General features: G+C 43.7%; 12 protein-coding genes. 3 read left to right on the top strand and 9 right to left on the bottom strand.

The genetic code is table 11. The features are described 5' to 3' along the window. Positions 1–206: 206 nt before the first annotated feature. From AAEY72_RS00060 to AAEY72_RS00035, 6 genes are all read right to left on the bottom strand, one after another. Positions 207–932, bottom strand: a complete 726-nt coding sequence (locus AAEY72_RS00060; protein ID WP_352308932.1) for a DUF3726 domain-containing protein — start codon at positions 930–932, stop codon at positions 207–209. Beyond that, positions 929–2,665 carry a hypothetical protein gene (locus AAEY72_RS00055; RefSeq protein WP_352308931.1) on the bottom strand — a complete coding sequence of 579 codons (1,737 nt, stop codon included), beginning with the start codon at positions 2,663–2,665 and terminating at the stop codon, positions 929–931. The genes AAEY72_RS00060 and AAEY72_RS00055 overlap by 4 nt, the downstream gene beginning before the upstream one ends. A gap of 135 nt (positions 2,666–2,800) precedes the next feature. After that, the gene (locus tag AAEY72_RS00050) at positions 2,801–4,489 is read right to left on the bottom strand and encodes a BCCT family transporter (RefSeq protein WP_352308930.1); all 1,689 of its coding nucleotides are present in this window, start codon (positions 4,487–4,489) and stop codon (positions 2,801–2,803) included. Positions 4,490–4,673: 184 nt separating this feature from the next. Beyond that, positions 4,674–5,663: a membrane dipeptidase gene (locus AAEY72_RS00045; protein ID WP_352308929.1), complete on the bottom strand. Its 990-nt coding sequence runs from the start codon at positions 5,661–5,663 to the stop codon at positions 4,674–4,676. 106 nt (positions 5,664–5,769) lie between these two features. Further along, positions 5,770–7,245 carry an aldehyde dehydrogenase family protein gene (locus AAEY72_RS00040; RefSeq protein ID WP_352308928.1) on the bottom strand — a complete coding sequence of 492 codons (1,476 nt, stop codon included), beginning with the start codon at positions 7,243–7,245 and terminating at the stop codon, positions 5,770–5,772. Between the two features lie 48 nt (positions 7,246–7,293). Continuing rightward, positions 7,294–7,683: a RidA family protein gene (locus tag AAEY72_RS00035; RefSeq protein WP_352308927.1), complete on the bottom strand. Its 390-nt coding sequence runs from the start codon at positions 7,681–7,683 to the stop codon at positions 7,294–7,296. Positions 7,684–7,839: 156 nt separating this feature from the next. Between AAEY72_RS00035 and AAEY72_RS00030 the strand changes: the two genes are divergently transcribed. Beyond that, positions 7,840–8,730: a LysR family transcriptional regulator gene (locus AAEY72_RS00030; protein ID WP_352308926.1), complete on the top strand. Its 891-nt coding sequence runs from the start codon at positions 7,840–7,842 to the stop codon at positions 8,728–8,730. Between the two features lie 41 nt (positions 8,731–8,771). Here AAEY72_RS00030 and AAEY72_RS00025 read toward each other — a convergent pair whose 3' ends face one another. From AAEY72_RS00025 to AAEY72_RS00015, 3 genes are all read right to left on the bottom strand, one after another. Further along, a complete protein-coding gene (locus AAEY72_RS00025; RefSeq protein WP_352308925.1) occupies positions 8,772–9,899 on the bottom strand; it encodes a M14 family metallopeptidase in 1,128 nt (375 codons plus the stop codon). 171 nt (positions 9,900–10,070) lie between these two features. Continuing rightward, positions 10,071–11,603, bottom strand: coding sequence for an ATP-binding protein (locus tag AAEY72_RS00020; protein WP_352308924.1), 1,533 nt, complete (start codon positions 11,601–11,603; stop codon positions 10,071–10,073). 1 nt (position 11,604) lies between these two features. After that, on the bottom strand, positions 11,605–12,327 hold the full coding sequence (locus AAEY72_RS00015) for a heavy metal response regulator transcription factor (protein WP_352308923.1): 723 nt from the start codon (positions 12,325–12,327) through the stop codon (positions 11,605–11,607). A gap of 236 nt (positions 12,328–12,563) precedes the next feature. Here AAEY72_RS00015 and AAEY72_RS00010 point away from each other — a divergent pair, with 236 nt between their 5' ends. Both AAEY72_RS00010 and AAEY72_RS00005 read left to right on the top strand, forming a co-directional pair. Beyond that, positions 12,564–12,848: a hypothetical protein gene (locus AAEY72_RS00010; RefSeq protein WP_010200946.1), complete on the top strand. Its 285-nt coding sequence runs from the start codon at positions 12,564–12,566 to the stop codon at positions 12,846–12,848. 177 nt (positions 12,849–13,025) lie between these two features. Then, positions 13,026–13,261: hypothetical protein (locus AAEY72_RS00005; protein ID WP_352308922.1), on the top strand; the 236-nt coding region annotated here is incomplete at its 3' end.

The raw sequence follows: 13,261 nt of genomic DNA, 5'->3' as shown, positions 1-13,261 counted from the left end.
CATAAATGAGAGTAGACAAGGAGGGGGTCGATATATAAATAAAACTATGAGTCAGATCGAAAAGAGGTTCAAACGTTGGTAGAAGTGTTGGTACCATTTTGCAAAATTTAGCCGTGGTATATGTCAATTAAATAATATCTGACTGCTCGCGTCGAATATGTTTAACAGTTGCTACTCATATAACCTAAAATAAATGTTTTTATTCTTTATACGCCTCCTGCGCCGCGACTTGATGCTTCACTATTTTCGACCAATATCGCGGCGGCTGTTGTTTTGAGTATTGCCCATTGTGCATCGTCGACATAGATACCTTCTTTCCATGCGCGCTGATGCGTTTCAAACAATGCATCTGTCGATATTTTACGATCGAAATTCTGTGTGTCTGACTCAATATCAAAGTTTTGTGTGGCAATTTCAATAACCATGTCATTGGTATTGTAATTGGCTTGCGGTTTGTCAAAAAAGTAAAGGTCAGGATAGACAAAATCTTTATTTAACGTAAACAATGTATGTTTGGGCACAGAGCCATTGTCCCATTTGGCCAAGCAAGCAAAGCCTTTGGCTGCTAGCCCTACCAACTCGCTATAAGCCAACCAGCGATTGTGACAATTCTGCAAATAAATATAAAAATGCGCTGAGTCGCCCATTTTTTCAAGCGCATAGTCAATAATAGTCGGTAAATGACAAGCCAAGCTACTGCCATGCAGATCTAAACGAATAGCACTGTCCTCTTGATGAATAATATCGATTGGCGTGTCAGTCTCGCTCAAGATATATGGGGTGGCATTATTAAAATGTTTGATACCATCCAAGCCTGCCATTTGTAGCTCGGCGACCATGGTAGCTATCACGTCAGCTTCCCCCACCTCTCGGTGCAGCCCAGTAAAAGCTTTGTATACCATCGTGACGATTTCATTGTGCGATACCATCATAAGTCAGAGCCTCCTTGCTCTATTGATACATCAGGCAATAAAGGAAACAACCATTCATCACTATCCACTTCTGCAAATAATGGCGCGCCTTGAAACAAGGTAATCCTTACCCAGCGATCGGATCTGGGATCAAACTTGGTTGCACCAAACATCGATAATTTACACCGTAATAGATGCATGGGTAAGGCTTCTTTATGCAAGACATTCATCTGGATATCACCCAGCTGCTTATGTCCCATTGTCCAAACGCGGCGCGCAATTGAGCGATATTTGGGCTTATTTAAGATAAACTCAGATATCAGTTGCTGTGGGTTGGCTTGTGTTAATGCCAAATATAAATGATTGGCTTGGCGAGCGATATCCAAGGACAGCTCACGATCCGCACCCGGCTCCTGACCACGTACACCCATACGCGGCTCTTCTTTATCCACCGAACGATACCAAAACCAATGGCTATTCTCAGGCTGACTAAAATCAATATCAATGGCCCAGCGATAATGCTGCTCTAGAACATCGATCAAATCTTGAATGATTTTTCCTTTTGGCAACGATAGTGCTTCATCAGCATTAACTCTTTCGCTCAGTGCATCGACACGCTCAGGATACAGCTCTATTAAGCAAGAAATGATGACTTCTTGGCTCTCTAAGCTCAAATGGTCATGCGCCTGTAAAAAATCTGCCCATGTTGCATTATTATTAATGGTCGTCATCAAGTTATTTTGTAAAACAATTAATTCTCTAACAACCGTTTCATTGCGTTTAATTTGCTGCTCATTGATAGTGACAATCTCGTTAAAATGCTGAATAGCACGTTTGATTAGACTGGCAAAATGCGCCGATTCTTTGGGCTCAATCTGACAAACCAATGTCGTTTGCAGCGCTTCCTCACGGGTGGTCAGCCATTGATCAACGACGCATGGATGATTGATTAGGTAAGGCGCCATACCCAGACCGGTGGCATTACCAATCCCCAGATAACGCTTGATTTCTGGATGCAGAACCGCGGCTTTGCTACCGCCTTTTTGTTTTGCTAAATAATCGACCCAATCGAGGCTGAACTCACGCAGCAAGTACACCGCACACATCTGCGCTCGAAACGACTGATTAAAGTCCTCGCTATGATCTAACGGCTTAAAATCATAAATACCAAACTTACCATTGCCATAGACCGCCGTGGTACGCAGGATATAGCCGACTTGCGCGAGTACATCAATATCAGGCTGCTTGCCAGCCGCAAGTGAGCTGACGATATGATCAAAGACCCGCACGCTCTTGTTTGCTCGTGCCAGCACCATCATCATATTGGAGTTGCGACCAGCTTCTTGTAGCGGTACGTTGGCTTGTAGATTACTCAGCAATTCTTCGCTTATCTCGCCAAACACCAGCCCAAAGGTGACATCCCATTTTTGGGCAATCACCCTATCGTTGCGCTCGTCATCAGCCAGCTCATTGCAGAACACCACCAGATGATATAGATGTTCTGGGGTATGTAGACGATAGATAACCTTGCCATAGCCTTGCTCATCCAAGTCCCACAAATGAGTGCTGAGCGTCCATTTCTCTCTATCAATCTTACGCAGTAACGTACGCACAAAGCTAACGCGGGTTTGGTGCATGGCACCGAGTCTTTGGGCGTCCATAATCACATCGCGAGTACGAAAACCATTACTAAGTAAAGGCGGCTTTACGTCAATATCTTTCTTATTTGCATTATTTTCATAAACCATATTCATAATGTCACTACCTTACCTAATATATTGAACCAGCAGCTTCGTTAATAATCTCAATGAGGATCTCTATCGGTAAATAACAAACCAACGCTATAGATGGTGGTTGGTTCATTACTTACCGTTTGGTGATCTAACACTTCAATCAGTTTTTTGCGTCATGCTTTCTTTAGACGTTTGAGCGTTTTCAGCTTCACTGATTTTGTGTCTCACTTCTACCTGATTAGGACGATACAAGTCTTGCTCTCTCGCCATTTGTTGCGCGATTTGCGGGCCATTCCATAACGATGGTAACAGCACAAAAGAGACGGGCACGGCGGTAATCACAATAAAGGACTGTAATGCGGTCACGCCACCTGAGCCAAGCGAGATTAAAACAATCGCTGTCACCCCCATCATAATGCCCCAAAAGGTACGAATCATGGCGTTTGGCTCACGCTCGCCACTGATGACCACACTAATGGTATAGGTCATCGAATCGCCCGTCGTAACGATAAAGACGGTGGTCAGAATCAAGAATAGTATCGAGGTAATCAAAGGAAATGGTAGTTGCTGCGTGACGGCCAATAGCGCGCCTGGTAAGTTAAAGCCCTCAAAGGCACTACTGACACTCCCTGGATTGGCAATCTCAAACGCTAGGCCAGAACCACCGACGACGGTGAACCAAAAGCACGTCACGAGCGGTGCAATAATACATACGGTGGTAATCAACTGGCGAATCGTACGACCGCGTGAAATACGAGCGATAAAGATGGCCATCATAGGGCCGTAACCTAAGAACCAACCCCAAAAGAATACCGTCCACCAACTCAGCCAACCTTCATCACCGCGATACGTCGCCATCGGGACAAAATTGTCAATCATGGTGCCGACGCCCTGAATGTAGCCGTTGACAATAAAGTTGGTCGGACCAAATACTAAGATAAAGACCATCAATCCAAAAGCCAAAATGACGTTGAAGCGACTGAGCAGCTGCATGCCGCGAGTCAGTCCACTAATCGCAGACAACGTATAGAGTACGATAGCAAAGACAATGATGATTAGCTGAGTGGTAAACGTATCGGGAATACCGAACAGTTCATTCAGTGCATAGCTGGTTTGCAAACCCAAGAAACCAATAGGACCGATCGTGCCGGCAGCAACTGCCACGATACAACAAGCATCGATGATTGCGCCCGTTTGACCTGTGAGTACACGCTCACCAAACATAGGATAGAGTAAGGTGCGCGGCTTCAATGGCAGCCCTTTGTCATAATGCAAATGCATGATCACAATCGCGGTCAAACTACCGACAATCGCCCACGCCAAAAACCCCCAATGCATAAATGATTGAGACAAAGCATTAAAAGCGCGTTGTTGTAAATCGGCTGACTCACCATATAAAGGAGGCGCTGAGACAAAATGAGCGATGGGTTCAGCGGCAGCCCAAAAAACACCACCACCGGCCAGTAGTGTGCAGAAAAGAATGGCCATCCATTTGAAACTGTCTATCTCAGGTACGGGTAAATTGCCTAAAATCACACGTCCTGTACGACCAGCACCGACGGCTAACGCGATAACAAAAGTGGCAAGAAGCAAAATTTGCCAAAAAGGCCCAAATATTTTGACGGACCACGAGAAGCCCACTTCGACAATTTTTGCTAAGCGCGCTTCTGCAAAAATCGCCATCAAAACAAAGGCCACAATAAACCCGCCACTGTACCAAAACGCGGGATTTTTGAGACCTAATGTATCGGTAGAGATAGCGGCGGCTTTGGTGTCATTTGCTCCTTGATTAACAGGCGCTGAGCGTCCTTGCTCATCTTGGTTAAATCCCTTTAAATCGGCCATGATGTGGCTCCATATGCTAAGGCTAATGTTGCGTTCTAAATCAGAGGTATCGCAATGAGGATATAACCAGATAACCTCACCATATTAAAGCGGTCTATTTCAAATGGGGATGCGCTATAAAACGTCTGTCGTCTTATAGCGGTTTCGCATAATAACTGGTTAACAAATATTTAGAATTGACTGTTCAAGCCAAAGGCTTTATGCCCTGCTCTAAAAAATCAAACCAGTTTTGACCGATGACTTTCCCAGCATCGCTTTCATTAAAACCATGCTTGAGCAAACCGTTATAGATGTTTTCCATACCGTCTTTACCAGCGAACCATGGCAAGGTATCTGGCCAACCTGAGTTATTGGCATTGCCTTCACCATAATCCATTGCTTTTGACCAGCGCCCATTACGCATCCATTCAAGCACGGCTTGGGGTTGATTGAGACACAAGTCACTACCAATGGATAAATGCTCGACACCATATTTGTCAGCACAAGTGGCAATCATCGTACAGAAGTCATCAAGCGTACAGTCGCTGCCATTTGGCAAATGAAACGGATATAAGCTGAAACCTAACAACCCGCCTGCTTGGGTCAAGGCACTGATAACCGTGTCTGACTTATTACGCAGGGCATCGTGTGCTGTGGTTGGATTGGCATGACTGATACATATCGGGCGCGATGATGCTTCTATCGCCTCAAGCGTTGAACGTTCTGCGCTGTGTGACATATCGATAATCATACCGACACGGTTCATCTCTTTGATGGCCTGCTGACCAAATCGGGTGATGCCGCTGTCATTCTGCTCATAACAACCAGTGGCTAGTAAGCTCTGGTTATTGTAAGTCAGCTGCATAATCAATAGACCCAAACGGCGCATCACACTAATTAGGCCAATCTCATCATCGATTGGTGAGCAGTTTTGCGCGCCAAAGAAGATGCCAACTTTGCCTTGCTCTTTTGCCATCTTGACATCAGCCACTGAGTACACGGGCAAGATAAGATCTGAGTTTTGCTCAAAGCGTGTGTGCCACTCGCTAAAGCGGGTCATGGTTTGGCGAGCATCTTCGTGATAGACCAAGGTGGCATGTACCGCATTGATACCACTGGCTTGTAGCATCTTAAAGTAGTCACGATCCCAATGGCTATACTGTAATCCGTCAATGACGATATGATCTTGGTACATATCAATTCCCTTTAATACTTTTATCAGTAGCCGCTATCATTGGCTATTAAGTGCTTTTTCACACCGTGTCGCTTCGATAGCGGCGAGTATTCTTATTAAGACATTTCTAGTACGCTTTTTGATAAGCGGTCTTGACGATGGTATAGAACTCTTTGGCATATTGACCTTGCTCACGCGGGCCAAAGCTTGACTGTTTACGGCCACCAAACGGTACATGATAGTCCGTACCTGCCGTCGCTAGATTGACCATGACGCAACCTGCTTGTACTTGCTCTTTGAACATCGCACTGCTACGCAAGCTTTGGGTGATGATGCCGCCCGTCAGACCAAAGCGCGTGTCATTGGTCATGGCGATCGCTTCGTCCAAATCCTTGACACGCATGACACAAGCCAGCGGAGCAAACACCTCTTCTTGGTTGATATCCCAGCTGTTGTCCGTCTCGGTAAATAACGTAGGCGACATATAGTAGCCGTCATGCGGCATCTCTAAACGCTCACCACCAAAGGCTAAATTGGCACCAGATTGTTTGGCTTTTTCGATCCAGTCCATGTTTGATGCCAGCTGCTTGTCATCGGCGACAGGTCCCATAAAGATACCGTCATCAAGCGCATGGCCGACTTTTAAGGTTTTCATTTTTGCGACCACACCTTCGACGAAGGCATCATGAATACTGTCCATTACGATGAGTCGTGAAGAAGCGGTACATTTCTGTCCCGAACCACCAAACGCACCAGCCACTGCCGCATCGATAGCGACTTGTAGATCAGCATCGTCAGCGATGACCAAGGCATTTTTGCTGCCCATCTCAAGCTGGCAACGGATAAAGTTTGGTGCCGTCGCAGCAGCAACTTTGCGACCTGTTGGTACAGAGCCCGTAAAACTAACGGCATCGATATCTGTAGAATTGATGAGTGCATCACCGACTGACGAGCCGCCACCCAGTAGCAGGTTAAACGTCCCTTCTGGCATGCCTTGACGATGGATGATTTCGGCCAATGCCACTGCGCTGGCAGGTGTTAAGTTCGCAGGCTTCCAAATGACTGTGTTACCAAATGCTAGCGCTGGCGCGATCTTCCACACAGCGGTGGCAGTTGGAAAGTTCCAAGGTGAGATAATGGCGACCACTCCGACTGCTTCGCGAGTCACTTCGACTTTAACCCCAGGGCGCACTGAATCAGCCGTATCACCCATTTGACGCAACACTTCCGCCGCATAGTAATGGAAGAACTGGCCTGCGCGGTAAATCTCACCGCGACCTTCCGCAAACGGCTTACCTTCTTCAAGAGACAACAGCGTACCTAGCTCATCACAGCGAGCAATCATTTCATCGCCAATCGCTTGTAGGATAGACTGCTTTTTTTCTAAAGGAGTCGCTTCCCACTTTGGTTGAGCTTGGCGCGCTGCAGCGATGGCATCTTTGACTTGATCGCTACTCGCTTGTGCGAACTCACCGATAGTTTCAGTGATATCAGATGGGTTAATATTGGCAACGGTATTTACGCCTGCCTGCCATTCACCATTGATGTAAAGTGATTTGGTTGGGTCTTGCTGCAATATCTGTTGGGCGGTGTGAGCTGACATAAGAGCTTCCTTGATAAAGTATTAAAAGATGGAGTATTAAAATTAGTTTTAAGGCACAGCGGCATATACGACCAGCTCAACCAGCATTTCTTCACGAGCCAGTCCTGCTATCACCAGCGCCGCACGATTTGGATAGGGTGCTTCAAAGTATTCAGCATAGACTTGATTGACGGTTTTTAGATAGTCGCGATCAGTCACATAGATCATGACCTGTAGTACCGAATCCATGCCGACATTGGCACATTCTAGTGTGTGCTTGAGATTGTCTAGCGTTTGGCGGGTTTGCGCTTCGATACCACCTGCAACCACATCACCATTTCCATCGATAGGAATCTGCGCAGTGTACAACGTACCATTGCTGGTGATTGCCCACTCTAAAGGGGCTTTAGACGCATAAAGTGAGGTTTTGATGGCTTGTTTGGTTGAATGAGTCGTCATGTCGTCATATCCTTTGATCAATGATTGGGCAGCGATTGCTATAGACGTATCCTACTCAAGTACTAACGATAAATCTAACTAATTAAATTTGAAATATGATAGATTTAATCTATCGTTTAAATAAATCATTGAAAAATAGCCTTGGACGGTATGGATATGAAGCTACAGCAACTGCGTCATTTTTTATTTGTGGTAGAAGAAGGAGGCTTTCGTGCGGCGGCTGATCGCGCTAACCGTTCGCAAGCCGCGTTATCAGCCTCGATAAAGGAATTAGAAAAAACCTTAGGTCAGCGTTTATTTGAAGTGGGCAACAAAGCCATATTGACGCCCTTTGGTGAAACCTGCTTACCAAAAATGGAGCAGTTTCTTACCGTTTATCAAGCGCTAGAAGATGACTTAAAAGCATCCGCATCTGGTGATAAAGGTAAAATCAGGATTGCAAGCGTGCCGTCGCTAGTGACTAAATTATTACCTAGCGTGTTAGTCGAATACTCAAAAAAATATCCTGATATCGAGATTGTATTGATAGATGACAATTCTGTTGGTGTGGCCAATCGATTGTTGGCAGGTGAGATAGATTTGGCACTAGGCAATTGCACCAGTATTGATCAAACGAATATAAATTTCACCCTACTCATATCAGACCCGATTGGCGTGGTCTGTCTTAAAAGCAATGAGCTGAACGATGAGTTAAATCAGGCGCAAGGGCTAACATGGCAGCAACTTATGTCACAGCCATTTATTTATAACGGTACTTGCAGATTGCTCGAAAACACACCAGCCGAGGCGCTCAATCGCAGAGCAAGATATACGGTAGAAAACATTACATCGCTATTCTCATTATTGCGTAATGATCTGGGTATCACCACGTTACCTAAGCTTGCCTTCCCTGCTAATGAACCCGAGCTGGTTTGGATAGATTTAGTTGACCCTTCTTTAAACCGGCAGATCGGAATTTTTAAACTTGCTAATAAATCTATCTCTCCCCCAGCCCAAGCTTTTTATGATCTCTGTGTTGCGTATGTTCAAGAGCACTATTTACTGTAATTGGGTTATCTATTATTTTCTCTCTCCTATTGAATCACTAACTACCGTAAATCATCGACGACAGCTAGCATTGCAATTAGTGATGCTTCTCCTAATTTGATAGAACGCTCTGGTGACCAACCCATCTCTTCGTCAGGCAAATTATTATTATCTTTAAATGGCATCTCTAACGTATTAGCAAGGCAATCAAAACGTTCTGCCACCCAGTTGGTTGCAACGGTCATATTGGCAGCATTCGGTGCATCAATCTCATAGCCAACTTCGGACTGAAAATCGGCACTGGCTAATTTTAATACGTCTGAAAATCTATCGCGTAGCTGGGCGAGACGGTCACTATAACTTGGCGTCCCTTGAGAGCCAGCAAGGAATACGTATGGCAATGCTTCATCGCCATGCACATCATAAAATAGATCCACGCCTGTCGCTTCCATTTTATTAATCACATGAAATACTTCAGGGCTTTTGTCTAAGCTTGGACTTTGCCATTCACGATTTAGGTTGGTTCCGACAGCATTAGTACGCAAGTGACCACGTACACTACCATCGGGATTCATATTGGGCACAATATAAAAGTTGGCTTTGTCTAATAACTGTTTTGCGGTCGCGTTATCGCTATCTAGCAAGCTATACAATAAGCCCTCGATGAGCCATTCAGCCATCGTTTCACCTGGATGCTGACGGGCAGTAATCCATATATTGCGCTTGTGGGCAGCACCATCGCCAATCTTAACCAAAGTTAAATCGCGCTTATCAAGCGTTTCGCCTAGATGCTCCAAAGTTACTAACGAGTGCATCTGCACGGCCGCCAATAAATCTTGGTGACGCCCATAGCTATAAGGCGCAAAATAAGCAATTTGCATGGTTTCGCATTCTAACTCTGCCACGATGGTTAATTTTCCATCTTTATAAGCCGTTGGCAGACGAAACCAATGCTGACGATCATAAGAAGCAACCGCTTGGTAATCCTCCCACCCTTCCAGATAAGACGCTTCCCCTGCATTCATAATATTGAGAATATACTGCTCTCCAACCTCGCCAGATAGGCGAAAGTTAAACCATTGAAAAAACGCTTCGCCAACGTCTGGACGAATGGCTAATTGAATGTCGTTTTTGTTTTCTACATTGATAACGTCAATATTTCCTGCGTCAAAATTCGCTGTGATATGCATAATCGCTCCTTAATTGTTTTTTATAGTTGTGTTTTAAAAAATATGATGAGATATAAGAAAAATGGTAGATATGCATTTACTTGGTCATAGTAAATTTCTTTTCAAGTCATTGGCTGATAAAGCTATATCTATTCAGATCAAATTTACATCTTTAAATATTGAAGGCTGAGATCAATTCTCAGTCAATAATTCTACACTGACTTGAAAATAATAGTCATCCTTAATCGTAATGCCAACCTTGCCTTTATGAGCATTAGCGATAGCCTGAACGATAGATAACCCCAATCCTGTGCCTGAATGCTGATGGCTAGTCTTATCATGACGATAGAATCGCTCAAACAATTTATCAGCTTCACTCTGATTGAGCATCTTGTCTAAGCGATTGGTCACTGTTATTAATAACGACTGTTTTGAGGATAGAGCCTCTTCCTTTGCCGTATCAAGGGTGCTGCCTGAGGTAATAATGGTAGCTGATATTGTGATAATACTGTCACTAGCGGCATAGTAAATGGCATTTGACATCAGGTTGGCAAATAACCGTTGCAGTAAACCTTCATCACCTAATACTGTCTTAAATTCGCCCATTTTTTCAAAAGTTATCCCTCGATCCTCTGCAATCATTTCATAGTAATCAACGAGCTTGGTGATTAAGTTTTCAGTATCTACGTGACTAATTTGCGAGTCACTTAATCCTTTCTGAGTTTTTGCCAACAGCAACATATTATTAATCAACACCGATAACTGCTCTAACGTATCATGCTGATGATGCAGTTGCTCAATGTATTCGTCGCCTTCTCTTGGCTTAGTTAACATGACCTGCGTTTGTGTACTAAGCGTCGCTATTGGGGTGCGGAGCTCGTGGGCGATATTGTCTGAAAATCGTGACAAAGATTCAAAATTTCTTTCAAGCTTGACCATCATTGAGTTGTAAGATTCTGCTAGCGGTCGCAGTTCTAATGGCATGTCACTGACAGTTACTCTTTCATCCAACCTTTCAGGATTGATTCTTTTCATTTTTTGTACGATAGTGGCCAAAGGCGCAAAACCCCAATACACGCTCAATGCGGCGATTGAGACGAGTAATAGTGTAATAGCGAATAAAATCATACTAAGCTGACGATTGAACTGTAATAAATACTGATGATGTACATCTATAGGTAACGCGATAAGCGCGAGCATTTTGTCGTCTTCAACGACCATCGCTCGATAATATCTGCTGTTAATACTCATCACAAACTGTTGCTTATCGTTATCTTGTCGCAGTGACAGCAGATTAAATGCTTCCCCTAGCTCTTGAGTAAAGTTGTTGGGGGTACTAGACAGTATCTGTCCCTCTTTGTTAGCAATGACGGTTTTTAGATCGTAATCTAGCCAAGAAGAATGTAGATGACCAGCCTCCTCTGATGCTTCTGCAGAAAATGACGTTGTGTCAGATGACAAGCTTAACGGTGGCTGGTTATTTAATAGACCTTGAGAATTTGTTAGCATTTGAGAGGTTGTATGGCTGTTAGGTTCTGCCACTTGCTTACGTAAGTTAAACGCGGCATGAGTCATAATCTCAGCATCCATTTGTTCAAAATGGCCCTTAACAGAGTGCTGTACCCAAATATAAATAATAATCTGTGACATAACGACAAATATCGTGAGCAGCAACACAGTACGCCACAATAGTGGCAAGCGTCGATTGTCCAACCTGTGTTTCATATTAGATATTGCCAGCTTCGTGAGACGGATTATTATCAAGCACTGTATCGACAGCCTCCAATCGGTACCCCATACCACGCACAGTATGAATCAGCTTTGCCTCATGCTCATCATCTATTTTTATGCGAAGACGCCTTATCGCCACATCAATCACATTGGTATCATTTTCAAAATTCATATCCCATACTTGAGAGGCAATGACTGAGCGTGGTAGCACTTCGCCTCGGCGCTCTAATAGAAACTGTAATAAAGAAAACTCTTTTGCCGTGAGCTTAATAGCCCTGTCTTTTCTATGCACAGTGCGCTTGGCAATGTCCATCTTGAGATCCGCTATTTGCATAATCGTACTTTGATAATCGGATTGATTGGCGCGTCGTAATAGACTCTTTATTCTGACGATCAATTCTGCAAACGCAAAAGGCTTGGTTAAATAATCATCGCCCCCAATTTCAATCCCTTTTATCTTGTCACTTAAGTCATCTTTTGCCGTCAAAAACAGCACGGGGGTACGCTTACCTGCCGCTCGGTAATTGCGCACCAGCTCAAAGCCACTAACATCAGGTAGCATGACATCCATCAGTATCACGCTAAATTCTTCCGTCATCAATGCATGATAGCCATCTAAACCTGTTATGTGATGATCCACAATAAACCCAGCTTCCGTTAAGCCTTTTTTTATGTACTCGCCAAGCTTCAACTCGTCTTCTACCAGCAGTACTTTCATGGTAATTCCTCAGTACGATTATAATTATTTAACGTTTTAACCCACACAGATGACAAAATTGACTGGTAGCTGACAAAGATGTCATCTGCTCGTAATCAGATTGTCAGTCTTCTTTTGCTAATCTGTATGAATGAAACATAGTTGTTCATACCTAGCGACTATGAATTATTTTCTCAGGTAATCAATTCAAATATCTAACAACTTAAATATCTAACAACTTACAAAAGAGGTTTTACATGAAAACATATGGTTCATTCAAAAAAGCAGTACTGCTATCGGCTTCTGTACTTATTGGTATTACTGCGGCTAATGCGCACACTACCGAGCTAAGTACTTCAATCATCAATAACTGTGATGCGGTTACTGAATTTGCAAAAAACTTGGATCACAACGATGCTCAGCTCTCAAATTCACAAATGAAAAGTTATATCGATGCGAGAGTGGCTTGTGAGATCGAACACAAAGATCAACATCTACAGTCTGAAAAATACTTCATCAACAAATATGGTAGCGATAAGTAACATTAGCTCTGATGTTATACTAAAGGATTGATGACAACATTAAAAACTAAAAACAGCAAGATGACAATATTGTAATCTTGCTGTCATCTCTCTGTCAGAATCAATGAAGTATGCTTTAAAATAACTTAACATCCCAAATATTTTTTGACTTTATACCAAATCAAATAAGGATTTACCATGTCATTATTCAAATCAATATCACTATCTAAATCAATCGTAGCCACTGCTATAGCCTTGGTCGTTTCAACGTCAGCTTTGGCGCATGACCCAAAAATGCATGCGCAGAAAGATCAGATGAACTGCGAAAAGATGGAAAAACACATGGATATGATGGGCAAAATGGATCATAGCAAAATGGATATGAACGATCCTGCTATGAAAGCCATGATGACCAACATGAGCAAAATGAAAGC

Origin of the sequence: Psychrobacter sp. W2-37-MNA-CIBAN-0211 (assembly GCF_040309405.1) — a bacterium.
In the GTDB taxonomy this organism is placed as follows: domain Bacteria; phylum Pseudomonadota; class Gammaproteobacteria; order Pseudomonadales; family Moraxellaceae; genus Psychrobacter; species Psychrobacter glaciei.
Note: the sequence above shows the minus strand (reverse complement) of the source record. Positions and strands in the feature narration are given on the sequence as shown.

Bases quoted from the DNA above. Each gene is read 5' to 3' on its own strand.
- AAEY72_RS00060 (WP_352308932.1), bottom strand. From the start codon at position 932: ATGATGGTATCGCACAATGAAATCGTCACGATGGTATACAAAGCTTTT.
- AAEY72_RS00055 (WP_352308931.1), bottom strand. From the start codon at position 2,665: ATGAATATGGTTTATGAAAATAATGCAAATAAGAAAGATATTGACGTA.
- AAEY72_RS00050 (WP_352308930.1), bottom strand. From the start codon at position 4,489: ATGGCCGATTTAAAGGGATTTAACCAAGATGAGCAAGGACGCTCAGCG.
- AAEY72_RS00045 (WP_352308929.1), bottom strand. From the start codon at position 5,663: ATGTACCAAGATCATATCGTCATTGACGGATTACAGTATAGCCATTGG.
- AAEY72_RS00040 (WP_352308928.1), bottom strand. From the start codon at position 7,245: ATGTCAGCTCACACCGCCCAACAGATATTGCAGCAAGACCCAACCAAA.
- AAEY72_RS00035 (WP_352308927.1), bottom strand. From the start codon at position 7,683: ATGACGACTCATTCAACCAAACAAGCCATCAAAACCTCACTTTATGCG.
- AAEY72_RS00030 (WP_352308926.1), top strand. From the start codon at position 7,840: ATGAAGCTACAGCAACTGCGTCATTTTTTATTTGTGGTAGAAGAAGGA.
- AAEY72_RS00025 (WP_352308925.1), bottom strand. From the start codon at position 9,899: ATGCATATCACAGCGAATTTTGACGCAGGAAATATTGACGTTATCAAT.
- AAEY72_RS00020 (WP_352308924.1), bottom strand. From the start codon at position 11,603: ATGAAACACAGGTTGGACAATCGACGCTTGCCACTATTGTGGCGTACT.
- AAEY72_RS00015 (WP_352308923.1), bottom strand. From the start codon at position 12,327: ATGAAAGTACTGCTGGTAGAAGACGAGTTGAAGCTTGGCGAGTACATA.
- AAEY72_RS00010 (WP_010200946.1), top strand. From the start codon at position 12,564: ATGAAAACATATGGTTCATTCAAAAAAGCAGTACTGCTATCGGCTTCT.